Consider the following 15221-nt stretch of genomic DNA (forward strand, 5'->3'; position numbering starts at 1 on the left):
TCGAGCATGAGTCTCATACGGATGCTCGGGTCGAAAGGGAATCCCCAGGCGAGTAACCTGTTTGCGGTGATCCATTAGCTGCAGGAGCAGAAGAGCATACATCTGGAAGCAAAGCCAGGAAAGCGGCCTATGGAGCTGTGCGGCAGCGCTCAGTAGGCAATTTTTCAAAATATTGTTAAGCCTTTTCTGAGCATGGTATTTTTCATGGTATTACCAATTAGCAGGAAAATAAGCCATTGAATATAAAAGATAAAAATGTCTTGTTTACAATAGAGTGGGAGTAGGTTTTATCCTATATCCTTTTGAAAAATAACAATAAAAAACTTACACAAAAGTTTCACGCTTAAAATATTGTTGTTGATTTTCAGCCCCCACGGTAACAATGTTACGCAAAACCTTGCGCAGGTGCGAAACTGCTACTGACCATAGTGTTCGCACCCCGTAAGGGGCATGCAGACGGGGGCAGTGTATGGGCCTGAAAAAGAAGCACTTTTCAGACGATGAAGTCGTCATTTTTGACGAGGCCCTGATCCAGAAGCGCGGCGAATTCTGGCACTTCCGAATGTGGCTGGAACGCGAAAACAAGTACGCACGTGTCAGCCTGCGCACTCGAAACCGTGATGCGGCCATCGCCAAAGGCAAAGACGTTTTCCACCAGATCAAAGCCAACCAAACTGCTGGCAAAACCTACTTCTCTCTGACGGCGCAGCAAGGCGTCGACATGTATCTTGAGCAACGCAAGAAGGATGTGGATGCGGGCCTGATCGTCAAGGGCCGCTATGGCACGATCCGCCTCCACCTCAATCACTGGCTAAACTTCATCGGCGCGAAGACCAAGCTCAAGGAGCTGGAGCGCACCGATTGCGAAAACTATTACCACCATCGGTCAGAAGAGAACGGCAAGGGCGGCGCCAGCCTGTCCACCATCAAGAACGAGCAAAGCTCGATCAATGCCATGATGGAATGGCTGTACAAGCGCAACGAAGTCACCATCCGCGAATTCGACTTCAAAAAGCTGCCGCGCATTTACAACGACGAAGAGGCCATTCGCCGCGCAACGTTCACGCCGGAAGAGGTCACAAACCTACGAAAGGCGCTCTTCAATGAGGCGACCGAGGTAGCAAAAGACCTCAAGAACAAGCGCAACCTCACCCGGTTCATCACCGCATACTATCTCATGGTGGCTTCGATAACCGGTTTGCGCACTGGCGAGCAACGGCAGCTAACGTGGGGTGACATACGCTTTGACACCGTGGTCAAGGGTGAAGGTGACGACGAAGAGGAAATCCCTGTCGTTGCCATTACCGTTCGTGCGGAAACATCCAAGGTCCGCAAGCGGCGTGTTTTCTACGTCCAAGATGACGAGCTGTTCGACAACCTGCTCAAGGCCATGAAGCCCCTCATGGGCAAACAGAAGCTGTCAGACTGCCTGATTTTCAGCCGCGACGGCAAGGCCATGATCAAGGAGCACGACATCCTTGAAACTTTCGCGTGGGCCTTGAAGAAAGCCGAGGTCAAAGATCACGAGAAACGCAATCTCGTGCCCTACAGCTTCCGGCATTATTTCATCACAGACCGCATCAAATCAGGCCTGAGCTACGGCAATGTCGCCAAAATGTGCGGAACCAGCGTCACGCAGATCGAGCGCACATACTTCCACATCGACACAGAGATCATGATCTCGAATGCGCTGGCGGGCTATTTCGTGTCGAAGGACGGCGTGATCGTTACGACCTGACCGGCAGCTTGAGCCACTCAAGATGGCGTCAAATCTGCGTTTTGCGGGCCTTGTAGACGTCCAGCGCGGCTTTGGCAGGCAAGAGTAGCAACAAGGCTAAATATAGCTGTATGCGCTTCTTCGAATTCTCAACCATCAAGCCAACCAAACCCCTGAACCCGGCACAAGCCCGGATCGCTGCGCTCAAGCGGAACGTCGAAAATGGCCGAGCCGCTTTGAAGCGGGAGAAAGACGTACAGCGCATGGCGCGGGAACGTGAGGCTCAGCGCAAAGCTCAGCAGCGCCGCACGGGCTAACCATTGCAGCTATGCCTCTCTCGCTAATGGGCGGGCTCTTGTTGAGCCCCATGCTTTGACCGTGAAAACCAGCATTTTTCTACCGATCCTGCATCCCATTGGCGGGCCAATTCATCTTGGGACAATCAAGAAAATGGCCATGAGAGGCCTGATTTTCAGCCATTTTCGGTAGGAAGGCCATTCCGACCGACATTACGCTGCCTTCATCAACAACGATGAAAGGCACGGAAATGTCATCGCTTTCCAAGTTCACGTTCAAGACGCTGGCCAAAGCGCCTCCGGTCGATCCCATTCAACGACGCCGTGAGAAAATCACGGCAGCCATCGAGCAGCAGAAGCTGGTGCTTGCAGCAGCCATCAAGGGTGAAACCTTCACCATTCCAGCCAAGGCCGAAGGCAAAGCTGCCAAGGCAGTGCGGCCATGGTGGATTGCGCAGGATGGTGGCTTCTATGTGCAGTGCCGATACGGCGCCCGACCCTTGCTGCTCAACGCCACCAACAACGCCGTGTTCGTCAACAAGCTGGACGAAGTGGCCGCCGTGCTCACGGCCTTTGCCGCTGCCGCCAAAGCCGGTGAGCTTGATGCTGCAATGGCCGCCGTTGCCGAACGCAAGAAGGGGTAACGGCAATGGATCAATACCGAGCATGGGTCCGCGTACGGCCCACAGGAACCGATACGGTGGTCGTCGATGCTTACACCGAGGAGGAGGCAAGGCAGTATTGCGAAAGCCTCCACGGCGTTGGCTGCATCATCTTTATGGCACGGCGGAAGCCCGAATTCGTGGAAGCCGAACGCAAGCGCCAACGGGAGGCACGGCAATGAAGCGGTATCGCTTGCTCGTGCGCCTGAGCAACGGAACCACGACCCGCATCATCGTCACAGCCGAAAGCGACTACGCTGCCAAGCTGATCGGTGAGGCCCAATTTGGGCGCGGGCAGGTTCTTCACTACACGCGGGCCAGCTGATGACAGTGGCACACATTGCCGAGCTCAATGACGCTGCCCGCACATCGTTCATTGGCTGCCGTGTCGTTATCACCAAGGGCATTGCAGCCATGGACGATCTCGATGGCCTCTACGCCAAGGTTCGTGCTTTCAACGAATTCACCGAGCGCAACGATCCCTACGGCGAGCACGACTTCGGCAGCATCGAGCATGAAGGCCAGACGGTGTTCTGGAAGTTCGACTATTACGATGTCGACCTGCTCATGCACTCGCCCGACGCCAGCGATCCAGCTGTCACCTGCCGCGTACTGACAATCATGCTGGCCGAGGAGTATTGAGCCACTCACGATAATCCCATCTTGATGCCGCATAGCGCACAGACGGTGGCGTTAGATAAGATCAGGCGTGGTGCGGTTCTCCGCATGTGCTGAAAATTGCGCAGCAGGTTTTTTGCCAGCGCATATACCTTTCGGTAGCTCGCGTGGCTTGCAGACCGTAACGTGTTAAAATCGAGCCCTGAATGAATTTTATCGGCCTGATTGGTTTTACCCAAAGGCAAGATTTTTCACCCAAACCGAGCCAGAAAATAGGCCGGATTTGCCGCCAAAGGATAAATATCTGCAAAGGGATATGCAGATATGAATTGGGGCAAGAAGATCGCCGAAAACTCAATCAAGAAGATCGTCAAAGGTCCATATGACGTGACCGGTGTGCTGGCCTTCAAGGATGGCGAGCGCATCTGCCCCGAGAAGGCCATGAAGCTGTTCGCTGCATTCTTTCACAAGGCCGACCGCGTGTTCTTTGGCCGAGCAGCCGACAAAGGCTATGGCATAAATCGGCTCTGCTTTCTGGAATTCGGCAAAAGCCAAAAGTGCATCCACGTGCACTTCGTAGCGCAGTCGATGATCGATCCTGTGGTATTCTCAGCTATCCTGAATGTACTGTGGAATACGCTCGATGATGACACCGCTGACCTGAAATCCAACTGGATCACACCAATTCACGACAAGCAGGCCATAGCGGAATATGTCACCAAGGAGATGTGGTGCTTTCGAGATGATAGCATTGTCATCAACTGCGATCACCACAACGATGATCCCGAAGCTTATGCCTCATTCTGCAATGATGCTCAGGCCCAGCGTATCGCAAATCACCTAACCGATGATTTGTTCGAGGCTGCGTTGGACAATGTTCCAGTTCATTCGGTTCTGATCCGTCACAAATTCAACGAACGCCAGCGGGCTCAAGCGAACAAAGACCGTGAGCGTGGACAGCGCATGGCAAACTCAATGGCATCACTCAGGCAATTTCTCTCCCAAAAAACTTAGGCACATTCATCAAGGCTCTCTCAGGCACCGCATAGGCATCCTTTAAGGCACATTATCAGGTTCGAACACAGCAACGGTTAGGGGTCGAAGTGCGAGGCATACGGCTCTCAAAAGGCATCATCATGGCACATTGTTATGGCTTACATCGTTGGCATTGAAGGTAGGTTGTGGGCATTTCCACCGCCTATCCTCGTTATACAATAAACAACAACACACTCCCTACATATCAAACACATAGAACCACAATGAGCACATATTAATCACACATTGAACATCACAATGCGCTCACGCTGATAATACATTGAAGCTTACATATAGCGCACAATGATCCACCATAGGCCACAGTGCCTTCACCGCAGCCAATCAGCTTTCCCCATTTGATAGCCACGCATATTCACAGCGCGATCACATAGAGTTCACGCTTCTCCGCGCTCCCTAAGCGTTATGCAGCGTCGTCCATATAAATATGGATATGAAAACATCACTCATCGATCACATCTATCTCATATTGCGCAATGCCAAGCTTACAACGACACGACAGGCGTTCAGCCGGGAGTATGTGGGCAAGAACCCGAACTGGTCCGCATATCAAGCGCACATGAAGCGCGACTTTTCCATAACGGGTGCGATCAATTGCCTTCGCTCCATCCGCTTACAAAAAGAGCGTGAAGCCGCGTTAGACATTGTGCAACTATGTGCATTACGAGAGGCAGAGGGCTTACTGCTTGAGCATCTCAATGAACGCTACTGCGTAGCGGAAGTTTGCTCATAGCCCACAATCTGACACGCCGAGATGTACGAAAAATATCAGGCTTAAAACACCCAATCTTCATGATCGATCATCTGAAGGAGGTTGATGCATTTGAGACCCTCCTGTTGGCAAACAAAAGGTATCTTTGGGGTTTTTGCCGACCCAAAACCTTCCTGCGTAACGACAACACTTGGAGGCGGGCATTTTGCAAGGGCTATAACAAACGGGTCCGCACCAGACTTTCCTGTGCTCGTGTCAACTAGCTTAGGGTAGCTGGTCATGATGCTTACGACATTATCTTGAATATCCTGATCGATATCGCGAAAGAGTGATTCCTTGCGCTCCTTTGCCCATTTTCCAACGTCATCGTCTTTTTTCTGAAGTTCATGAAAAACCTCAAGAGAAGCAACTAGACGACCAGCGTCGATCAAGGCATCAAACTGTGCCCAGAGACCCGGGAATCGTCGAGGAGGATAGGCTCGTTGCCAAGCGTGTAATAGGGAGCTGGTGTCAATGCAGTACACGCGATTTCCTCCCGTCATGCGAGTCCTAGAGCTTGCTCAATTCCGGCAATATGCTTCGTCTTCACTCCCAGATAACCCGACAGTTCCGACAAACTAAGGCGTTCTGAATGGTAGTGGGAAAGAAGCTTCATTACGAGTGGTCTCCCCGCATCGTTAACTGTCTCTCTAGGCATGTTTCGTGGAATTGGCTTCTTTTCGGGTAGCTCCCTTTGCCTTCTCCTCAGAGCGGCATATTCGCGAGCATACTCAGCCCGCTTCTGAATATAAAACGCTTCAGTCGTTCGGCCAAATGTAAGCAACCGCCTAACAACTGCTTCACGCGAAACCGAATATGTCTTAGCGAGATTTTCGATGTCGGCGTCAGACCAATCTCGACGATCAGCATCTCCGTTGGCGATTATCGGTTCAGACAAAAAAGAGCTCTTAGGCATCAAAACCGATGCGGCAACTTGATTGCAATACGCTTCTATTCGCTGATCAGACGCATGACGTATTCCGCTAGAATCAAGATCAGAGACACCGCTTCTATGCAGTGCTAGATGCGCCAGTTCATGGAACAGGCTAAAGACCCGCCTTCCCCAAACATCCTTCCTGTTCACGACAATGAACGGCAGCTGCTCCGCGTAAAATGCGAAACCAGATGCTTCCTCACTGTCGATTCTTGATGCCTGAAAGACGAGGACGCCAAGCTCTTCAATCTTAGATCGCCAAGCGTGAAAGGCGACACGGGGATCTTTCCACTTAGCTTGATCGCTGAGTGAGACTGCGAGTGCTTTGCGGATGCTCTCACCAATGGCTTCTGTGGAGGATTTGAGGGACGCACTTAAATTGAATGTTGCGAAGCCTTCCCCGTCTTCGGCGTAGAGCTCTAAGGCTAGTTGGCGTCGTTGCTGGGCTGTCCGTATCTCAAGCGCCAAGCCGGGAGAAAAATCCCTATGCCCCGACTCCGGCAGTCTGCGAAAGTCATGCATCGCTTGAAATGTCATGGGAGGTTCGGGAAGGTACATTACAGCGAGGGGGCGCTTGTATAGGTCTGCAAGCTTGCGCAGCTGTGGGATTGACGGCTGCTCTGTTCCTTGCTCCCAACCAACAATCCGGCCTTCGTCGTAGCCGAGTTTCTCAGCAGCTGATTGCACAGTGTAGCTTGCGGTCTTCCGCGCCCAGACCAGGACGCTCGGGTTGACTGTCGCTTTGAGCCCCTTGCTCATTCAAAATGCATCCGCCGAAAGTTCAGCCATCTCACATGAGGCCGATACCTCTATAGCTTTGATTCTGGGCACAAGGGAATCCTTAAAGTGGCGCAGGTCGAGCTGGCCGCATCGATGCCAGACGTTTGACCGGGTGCCCTTCGGCAATCCCGTCAGAATGATGAAGAAATACATAAAAGTTCACCGATCACGGTTATCCCACTGAAATCGAACAGGTCTCCACCGATCCCCTTTCGGTAGGAACGTCCCTTTGATGAAAATATGCTGATCGCAGCAGAAAAGTTCATCAAGAGGCGGTTCCAATGGCAAAGGCAAAGGTACTCACCAAGGACGAGGTGCGTCGTGTGCTGCGCATTGCGGAAACAGGCAGTCACGGACAGCGCGACAAGCTGGCATTGGCACTGAGCATCATGGGCGGCATGCGAGTGGGTGAAATTGCCGCACTTACCATTGGCGATGTGCGGGGCTTGGATGGCCGGGCAGTGGACATCATTCACCTCGCCAAGCACCAGACCAAGGGCAATCGGTCACGGCGGGTATTTGTCGGCGACGAGCTGCGCAAGATTTTGACCGTTTTCTTGAGTAACTCACAAAAATTGGCTGATGCAGCGCCCTTGATCGCCAGCTCTCGCACTGGGCGGCACATGTGCACCGTCACGCTGTCGATGAGGCTCAAATCCATCTACCGCGCAGCGGGCATTGATACGAGCAGTCACGCAGGGCGGCGTACGTTTGCCACGAGGAAGAATGAGCTGGGCATTGGCATGGCTACGATCCAGCAGCTCATGGGGCACTCATCCATTCAAACTACTGCCATTTATTGCGCGGTGTCGGATGAGCAGCTGAGGAACGCGGCCAACGCTGGGTAAGAGATGCTATATGATCGCATTTTCAGGGTCGAACAACGTTGCGCCCTTTCGCTGATAATGGGCGTCAAACTCCTTGATTGCATTTGGATTGAAAAATGACTTTTTTCCGCCCTTTTTCCGTTCCGGATCGAGGTATCTCTCATAATGCAGTTTTTTATCTAATTTGATTGGCTTCATAAGATTATGGAATTTCGTGTTTTGCTTGAAGTCGTCGTATCGCTCTTTGAGCTTTGCAACTAGATCGTCATAGGTCCAACTGAATCCGGGAGGCACTTTGTCCCCTTCAATCGCCACCGTAATGTCAGCGTCAGAACGAACGATTGAAGCCTGCAAAGCAGCCCCATCTTTCTTCTTGATTAGGTCAAAATCGACGCGGACCGTGAAGTTAAAGTCAGATGGCCCTTTGACCAAAGACGCATCCACTTTCTGCATGTGGGCAAGAAATTTCACAACTGCATCGGGAGACTTTTTGGCAATCGCCTCAACCTCTCTTTGGTCAAGGTCGAAAGATATAGGGATCGATGCAATGTTCAGATCTGAAAAGCTGACGCTGAACCATTTCTGCGCTGCGGTAACATAATTTTTGACCGAAGCTAAAGAAATTTCAGTCAGCGCCTTACGTAAAAGGGCGTCAGTCGCAATGAAGTGTGTTGCACTGTCACGGATTTCCAACAACGCTTCGATATTAGCTATGCAGTGCTTATCAATTTTGTCTTGAGGAAAGCTGGCCACGAGGTTGCAGCAACGCTCTAAGCCTATCGTCATGGGAGCACCCGAGCGAGTGAGCTTCACCTCCCGAAATTTGCTTGGGCTTCCATCCTTCCTCTTTCGCGGCTTAAACTCATGAAGCGAACTGACCTTGCCACCATTTTCCCGCATAATCCGGGCCTTGAGAAGAAGCTCCCAAGCGTTAATCATAAGAATCGCAAACGTCTCCTCACGGTAAAGCGATGAGGCGCGATTGTATGTTTCGATAGCTGACAGGCAGGCTGCTCGCGATTTTGAAACGAGCAGCATGTACTTAGGAGTGGGCAAGCGAAAACGCTCCCTTATTAGGCCGCTTCCAAAGCCTCGTGCAGCACAGCTTCCAACAGCTTGGAGCGGGTCTGCTCACCTTCGACGAGGCTGGCCTCAAGCTGATCGCATAGCGCCATAAGCTCATCGACTTTAGCCACGATGCGGTGCTGTTCAGCGAGGGGCGGCAGGGGAATCAGGTAGCGTTTGACACTTGCCGAAGAAAGATTGGGTTGCGCGGTTCCATTGTCAAACCTCTTCAGTTGCTGTCGCCCAAGGGGCGAGGTGAGGTAGGAATATGCATATCGCTTATTAAGGAATGGCGAAGGCCTAATGATCATCAAGGATGAGGCGATTGCACCTTCCTCGTAAGGCTCGACGTATGCTGTCTTGCCGAATGTCGCACCTCGTAGGCAGTACAGGAGATCACCAGGACGGATCTTTCCGCCACCAAGCGATCGGAACTTTGCCTCCGTGATGTAATTCATTGTCGCCGCGCACAGCGAACCATCCGGATTTATGTGGCCTGTGTTTATCCAAGGCACGCCAGCAGAAACGTATTCGGACCGATTCGGATATTTGCTACTTCTGTCGCCGTTTTCGAAGCTCGCGACATCCGAGAAATGTACCCATTGCCACGAAGGAGGAAGTTCACATGGGGCTTCATCAATTTTGGCCACAAGATCAATCGATAAGGGTAGCTCATTCGGGTCTTGCTCAACGAGCTTCCCCCGCACAGCAAGGTTCAGAATCGTCTGCCTAAGTTGCGTGATCTGATCCGTGCGTTTCGTGAGTGGCTCAAGATGTTCGAGCGCAAAGCGGGCATCGTTGGCGAAGGTTTCGGGATCGGGTTCGTTGAGCTTGGCGAAGGTGGACAGCGTGAGCTTGTCTCGGCCCGTTTCACGCTCCGTCTGTGCAATCTCAAGCTGATCGCACAGCGCCATCAGCTCATCGACTTTGGCAACAATCCTATGCTGTTCCGCAAGAGGTGGAATGGGGACGACTTGGTTCGTCGCCATTTGGGCCGTCAGTTCGACCTGATTGGTGGACCCGGCTGCGCGATCCTCAATGACGCCATAGACGTGGTCAGAGCGGAGCCATATGCGAATATACTCGGAGAGAACACATAGGCACCGCACGACTGTAACGTGGCTGTCGCAGACTAAATTATCCGGAACGTTCTCGATCCGGATAATCCGTCCGATGGTGCCTGTGCCTGTAGAGTTCCACAGAAGATCGCCATCTTGGAGAAAACGGATTTTCTCGTACTTCTCCAAAGACTGCCTGGTGATCAACCGCGCTGCGCCAAGGTTCAGGCCGCTCCACTGGACGCATTTCTGCGAAACGACCGGCAGTCCGTCGATCTCTGCATATGTCGGTGATTTTCCACGCTGAATATATGATGTGATCGAGCCAAGCCGGGCCCAATTCCATGATTGTGGCAGATCGAATTCTGCATCCTCAGCAGCTGGAGATAGGTCTTTGCCTTTCTGCGCTTCTCCGACCTTCACAAGCCGCGCCCGTTCGGCTGCGATCCGCTTCAACAGCTCCGATGCAGGCTCATCGTTCGGGTCTTGCTCAACCAGCTTCCCGCGCACTGCGAGGTCCAGAATGAACCGGCGCAGCCGCGCAATGGCATCGGGCGCATCGGCAATCTGCGCATAGTGTTCCAGCAATAGCGCAGCGTTCATCGTGCAAGCGCCTCGGCCAAAATGGCTTTGAGCTGATCGCGCAGTTCCACCGTTTTCGTCTCGGCTCGATTGAGTGCCTCAAGTAGTTCAGCCGGGTCGCCGTGGTCGGCTGCAACGCTATGTGGGTTCTTGATGTCAAGGTTGTAGCCGCGAGCCTTCACCTCATCGATGGTCACTTTCCAAGCCTGCGGGCCTTCTTCGCGCCCTGCACGAGCTGCGCCGCCCCACCAGTCAATGCAGCTCTGGAAATGCTCAAACCGGATTGGCTTGGTCATCGAATAGGCCTTCTGCCCTGCCGGAACCTGATGCTCGTAGTACCAAACTTCCTTGGTCGGCTGCCCCTTCTCAAAGAACAGCAGGTTAGTGCCGATGGAGGCATAGGGTTTGAACACACTGTTGGGCAGGCGAACGATGGTGTGGAGATTGCACTCTTCGAGCAGATGCTCCTTGAGCCTGGTCTTCACGCCTTCGCCAAACAGGGTGCCATCGGGGAGAACCACGGCAGCTACACCGCCATCGCGTAACAGGCGAATGAACAGGGCTAGGAACAGGTCTGCGGTTTCGCGGGTGCGGAAATGCGCAGGGAAGTTGCTTTCAATGCCATCCTCTTCCTTGCCGCCAAAGGGCGGGTTGGTGATGATGACATCGACGCGATCCTTCTGCTCCCAGCTGATGTAGGGGCGGGCCAGCGTATTGTCGTGACGCACGAAGCTTGGGTCTTCGATGCCGTGCAGCAGCATATTGGTGACGCAAAGCATGTGCGGCAGCGGCTTTTTCTCCACCGCCCGGAATGATTGCTGCATCAGCGCCTCGTCCTCAGGCCGCTTCACATAGCGATCCCGCATATGCTTCATGGCGCAGGTCAGCATGCCGCCTGTGCCGCAAGACGGATCGAAGATGATCTCGCCGGGACGCGGATCGATGCGATCCACCATGAACGCCGTGACAGCACGGGGTGTGTAGTATTCCCCGGCATTGCCCGCCGATTGCAGATCGTTGAGCAGGTGCTCGTAAACGTCGCCAAAGTGCTGGCGTTCGGTGAGATTGTTGAAGTCGATGTCGTTGATCTTGTTGACCACCTGCCGCAGCAGATGCCCGGATTTCATGTAGTTGTAGGCGTCCTCGAACACATCGCGCACCACGCGGCGACGATCCCCAGGCTGCGCAGTGACGGGCAGGGCTTTGAGGGCGGGAAACAGCTCTTCATTGACGAAGGCCAGCAGGGCATCGCCGGTCAAACCTTCAGGGTCAGCGGCCCATGTGCGCCATTGAAACTGCTCTGGGATGGGTGAGCGATAGCCCTCGCGCATCAATTCCAGCTCTTGGTCCTGATCGTCGATGATCTTCAGGAAAAACAGCCAGCAGAGCTGACTGATGCGCTGGGCATCACCATCGACGCCGCTGTCCTTGCGCATGATGTCCTGAATGGATTTGACGAGGGTACGGACTGACATTGGTTATGCGACTTCCTTGTTGAGAGTGGCGATTATCTGTTGTGCAATCTCAAGTAGAGGGTCCTGTGCACTCGGATAAAGAGCATCATGAGGTGCTGGCTGATGGTGCTCTGACGCCCAAAATGACTTCGGATTGAAGCGAAACTTGGCGACCAAACGCCTTCCGAAATCCATCTCATGGAATTGGTAGTGGCTCTGCTGCTCATAATCAGGGATCTCAGGGTACTCCCCCACGAGATAGCCCTCTTGGATATGTGGCCGCACAGCATCCGGAGGGCAGGCGCTTGAAAGCCTGACAATCTGCAATCCTGCCTCTGAGCTCGCGGTGATAGCGCCGCTCAAGTTTGGAACGCCAAAAGCATAGAGGTAGGCCTCATCGCCATCATTCCCATCAGTCGCGAAAGACGAGGCCACTCGTAGCGAATGAGTGACATCCAGAAGCGGCGTTTTGCAGATTTCATAATGCTGGAGGATCGACCACCGGATCAAACGTTGCCGACGGAGCCTTTCGAGCCCCTTAAGCTTAGCTGTGCCATAGGCTTCGACGAGCAGCTTCTCAGCACACAGGAGAGTGGCGAACCGTCGCTCTAACACCGCCCTTGACGGAACCTTCTTCCCCTCATGTCGGAAGATGCTCGCCTTCAGCATACTGTTGCCTTTGGTGGTCAGGTGATCCTTGGACTGCCCCCTAAAAAGCAGCACATGGTCTCGATTGAGAAACTGTAGCTCTGCGACCTTGCGTGCTAGCTCCAAATAGGAGTTCACCGGATGTCCGCCCCCACCCCTGATTGCGTGGTTTGAGGCGGGCCGCGACGTTGGATTGGCGTCAAAAAACGACCAGATCGATTGGCTGCCGATCTTCTCCATGCTACGCGACTGCCTGATAAAGTTCGTTCTGGAGAGCGTGGACGGCATCTTCAAAGCCAGCCTTGCCTCCGAAGGCTTTGATGAGCTGTACTGGCGTGCCCAGCTCGTTCAACGGCGGAATGCGCAGCACATTGGCGTCATCGAGGTTAAGCATGCCTTCATCCGCATACTTGGTTAGCAGCGCATCGAGCACAGCTCGTGCCTGATCCCCGTACTTCCCGAAAACGTCGCGTTTCTTGACCTCTGCCGCCCGTTCCTGCCGGGTCAACGGCTTGCGGTCGAAGGCAATGTGGCAAACGACATCGAAGGGATCGAGGTCTTTGCCAAGCTCGGTGGCGATTACGTCGAGCGACAAACCCTCGGCTGCCAGTTCATCGATGATAGCCTGCTTGCGCTCCGTGGAATTCCAACGCTTGAGGAACTCATCGAGGCTAGCGAAGTGCTTGCGCAGCGCCTTTTTCGTGAAGTCCCTCAGGCTTTCCGTGACCAGCTTGCCGTTCTCGTCGAGGTACTCAATCCGCTCGGCGACGATGACCACGGGAACACCGTCGACGTAGATTTTGCCTTTCTTGCCGCCATCATCGCCGATGTTGATGTCCGTGCTGCCGCCATCATCGATGACAGTTTCACCTTCGCCGGGCTTATCGGCCTGCTCATTGCCATCGTCGTCGATGACGGGCTCGTTATCCGGTGGCGTAATCGGATCATCGCCGCCCGGTTCGTAGATTTGCACTGGCTCGCCGTCGAAATCTGGGTCGGCAAAGTGGTTGGTCGCCCCTCGGAAATCCATGAGTGTGAAGAAGAACTTGCGGGTGTCCTCGTGAACACGGGTGCCACGACCGACGATCTGCTTGAACTCGGTCATCGAGCCCACTTCGCGATCCAGCACGATCAAACGGCAGGTCTGTGCATCGACGCCGGTTGAGAGTAGCCGGGAGGTGGTGACGAGCACGGGGTAGCGAACCTCGGGATCGATGAAGTTGCCCAGCTGATCCAGCCCTTCCTTGTCATTGCCCGTGATGCGCATGACGTATCGGTGGTTCTCAGCAACAAGGTCGGCGTTCTCATTGATCAACGCCTGCCGCATCCGTGCAGCATGCTCCTGATCCACGCAGAAGATAATGGTCTTCTGATAGCGGTCGCCACTTTCCTTGAGAAACTCAGTGACCTTCTTGGCAACGAGCTTGGTGCGGTCGTCCAGCACCAAATTCCGGTCGAAGTCCTTGGCATTATAGATGCGATCTTCGATCTCATTGCCATCGCGATCCACCTGCCCTTTCTCAGGGCGGTAGCCTTGAACGTCGCGGTCGATGTGCACCTTGATGACCTTGTAGGGTGCGAGGAAGCCGTCGCGAATGCCCTGCTTCAACGTGTAGGAGTATACCGGCGCACCAAAGTAGGCGATGTTGGAGGCGTACTCGGTTTCCTTGGGCGTGGCAGTCAGACCGATCTGCGTTGCGTCCGAGAAATGTTCCAAGATTTCACGCCACGCACTGTCCTCGGCGGCGCTGCCACGGTGGCATTCGTCGATCACAATGAGGTCGAAGAAGCCCGGTGAGAATTCCTTGTAGAGCTTCTGACGCTCCTCGGGGCCAGTCAGCGACTGGTAAAGCCCGAGATAGACCTCATAGGCCGTATCGACACGGCGCTTTTTGTCTACGGCAGTGGGCAGCTCGATCTTGCTGCCATCGTCGCGTTCGATGGTTTTGGAGTTAGCGGACAGCTTGGCCATGGCTGGACCAAAGGGCCGGAAGTCGTTGACCATGGTCTGATCGACCAGCACGTTCCGGTCTGCGAGGAATAGGATGCGCTTCTTGTGCCCGCCCTTCCACAGCCGCCAGATGATCTGGAACGAGGTGTATGTCTTGCCCGTGCCCGTGGCCATGACGAGCAGAATGCGGTTTTGCCCCTTGGCAATCGCCTCCATTGCAGCGTTGACCGCATTGACCTGATAGTAGCGCGGGGTCTTACCGCTGCCGTCATCGTAATAGTCTTCGAGGACGATCTCTTCCGCCTCAGCGGTCAGTCCTTTGGCTTCGGCATAACGTCGCCACAGCTCATCCGGTGACGGGAAATCATCGAGGCTCAGCGTCGTTTCGACAGTGGCCGCATTGCCAGTCCGGTCGTGAAACACGAATCCGTCACCGTTTGACGAGAACACGAAGGGAATGTCCAGCGTCGCAGCGTATTCCAGCCCTTGCTGCATCCCTGCGCCAATGGCCTGCGTGTTGTCCTTGGCTTCGATTAGAGCGAGGGGAATATTGGGCTTATAGTAGAGGATGTAGTCGGCCCGCTTGCCTTGTCCCCGGCTGACCATCTTGCCGCGCACAATAATGCGGCCCTTGGTAAAGCTCACTTCTTCTCTGATCTGGGTCATTTCATCCCAGCCAGCCTTTTTTACGGCAGGCGTGATGAATTTCGTGCAAATATCACGCTCAGAGAGGGCTTTCTTGTCCATAGAAGGCTTGTCCTTCGGTAGCCTTCCGAGGTCAAGTCACCTTGAGACACCCAAGAAAAATGGCATCACCTACGAGCG

The 15221-nt window shown here is 53.8% G+C and carries 15 protein-coding genes; 8 read left to right on the forward strand and 7 right to left on the reverse strand.

Features of this window, described 5'->3' with window-relative positions:
* Positions 1-469 precede the first annotated feature (469 nt).
* The 7 genes from ACUJ46_RS03525 (at position 470) to ACUJ46_RS03555 (ending at position 5079) form a co-directional block, all read left to right on the forward strand.
* Positions 470-1738, forward strand: coding sequence for a tyrosine-type recombinase/integrase (locus ACUJ46_RS03525; protein WP_445389054.1), 1269 nt, complete (start codon positions 470-472; stop codon positions 1736-1738).
* A 110-nt stretch (positions 1739-1848) separates the two neighbouring features.
* A complete protein-coding gene (locus ACUJ46_RS03530; protein ID WP_445389055.1) occupies positions 1849-2034 on the forward strand; it encodes a hypothetical protein in 186 nt (61 codons plus the stop codon).
* Between the two features lie 215 nt (positions 2035-2249).
* On the forward strand, positions 2250-2657 hold the full coding sequence (locus ACUJ46_RS03535; RefSeq protein ID WP_445389056.1) for a hypothetical protein: 408 nt from the start codon (positions 2250-2252) through the stop codon (positions 2655-2657).
* Positions 2658-2853: 196 nt separating this feature from the next.
* Positions 2854-3000, forward strand: a complete 147-nt coding sequence (locus tag ACUJ46_RS03540; RefSeq protein WP_017667300.1) for a hypothetical protein — start codon at positions 2854-2856, stop codon at positions 2998-3000.
* Positions 3000-3317 carry a DUF3768 domain-containing protein gene (locus ACUJ46_RS03545; protein ID WP_017667301.1) on the forward strand — a complete coding sequence of 106 codons (318 nt, stop codon included), beginning with the start codon at positions 3000-3002 and terminating at the stop codon, positions 3315-3317. Before ACUJ46_RS03540 ends, ACUJ46_RS03545 begins: the two co-directional genes overlap by 1 nt.
* Before the next feature lie 300 nt (positions 3318-3617).
* A complete protein-coding gene (locus tag ACUJ46_RS03550) occupies positions 3618-4307 on the forward strand; it encodes a hypothetical protein (RefSeq protein WP_445389057.1) in 690 nt (229 codons plus the stop codon).
* A 472-nt stretch (positions 4308-4779) separates the two neighbouring features.
* Positions 4780-5079 (forward strand): hypothetical protein, encoded by a 300-nt coding sequence (locus ACUJ46_RS03555; protein WP_445389058.1) that lies wholly within the window; start codon positions 4780-4782, stop codon positions 5077-5079.
* 41 nt (positions 5080-5120) lie between these two features.
* Here ACUJ46_RS03555 and ACUJ46_RS03560 read toward each other — a convergent pair whose 3' ends face one another.
* Positions 5121-5582, reverse strand: coding sequence for a DUF4411 family protein (locus ACUJ46_RS03560; RefSeq protein ID WP_445389059.1), 462 nt, complete (start codon positions 5580-5582; stop codon positions 5121-5123).
* 14 nt (positions 5583-5596) lie between these two features.
* A complete protein-coding gene (locus ACUJ46_RS03565) occupies positions 5597-6790 on the reverse strand; it encodes an ImmA/IrrE family metallo-endopeptidase (RefSeq protein WP_445389060.1) in 1194 nt (397 codons plus the stop codon).
* Positions 6791-7092: 302 nt separating this feature from the next.
* Here ACUJ46_RS03565 and ACUJ46_RS03570 point away from each other — a divergent pair, with 302 nt between their 5' ends.
* The gene (locus ACUJ46_RS03570; protein WP_445389061.1) at positions 7093-7659 is read left to right on the forward strand and encodes a tyrosine-type recombinase/integrase; all 567 of its coding nucleotides are present in this window, start codon (positions 7093-7095) and stop codon (positions 7657-7659) included.
* Between the two features lie 6 nt (positions 7660-7665).
* Here ACUJ46_RS03570 and ACUJ46_RS03575 read toward each other — a convergent pair whose 3' ends face one another.
* The 5 genes from ACUJ46_RS03575 to hsdR are packed head-to-tail and all read right to left on the reverse strand — an operon-like array spanning position 7666 to position 15143.
* Positions 7666-8676 carry a DUF3644 domain-containing protein gene (locus ACUJ46_RS03575; RefSeq protein WP_445389062.1) on the reverse strand — a complete coding sequence of 337 codons (1011 nt, stop codon included), beginning with the start codon at positions 8674-8676 and terminating at the stop codon, positions 7666-7668.
* A gap of 35 nt (positions 8677-8711) precedes the next feature.
* Positions 8712-10364: a restriction endonuclease subunit S gene (locus ACUJ46_RS03580; protein ID WP_445389063.1), complete on the reverse strand. Its 1653-nt coding sequence runs from the start codon at positions 10362-10364 to the stop codon at positions 8712-8714.
* A complete protein-coding gene (locus ACUJ46_RS03585; protein WP_445389064.1) occupies positions 10361-11818 on the reverse strand; it encodes an N-6 DNA methylase in 1458 nt (485 codons plus the stop codon). The genes ACUJ46_RS03580 and ACUJ46_RS03585 overlap by 4 nt, the downstream gene beginning before the upstream one ends.
* Positions 11819-11821: 3 nt before the next feature.
* A complete protein-coding gene (locus tag ACUJ46_RS03590) occupies positions 11822-12685 on the reverse strand; it encodes an FRG domain-containing protein (protein ID WP_445389065.1) in 864 nt (287 codons plus the stop codon).
* Position 12686: 1 nt separating this feature from the next.
* Positions 12687-15143, reverse strand: coding sequence for an EcoAI/FtnUII family type I restriction enzme subunit R (gene hsdR / locus ACUJ46_RS03595; RefSeq protein ID WP_445389066.1), 2457 nt, complete (start codon positions 15141-15143; stop codon positions 12687-12689).
* Positions 15144-15221: the final 78 nt, after the last annotated feature.

The sequence above is a fragment of the Sandaracinobacteroides sp. A072 genome (assembly GCF_052616365.1).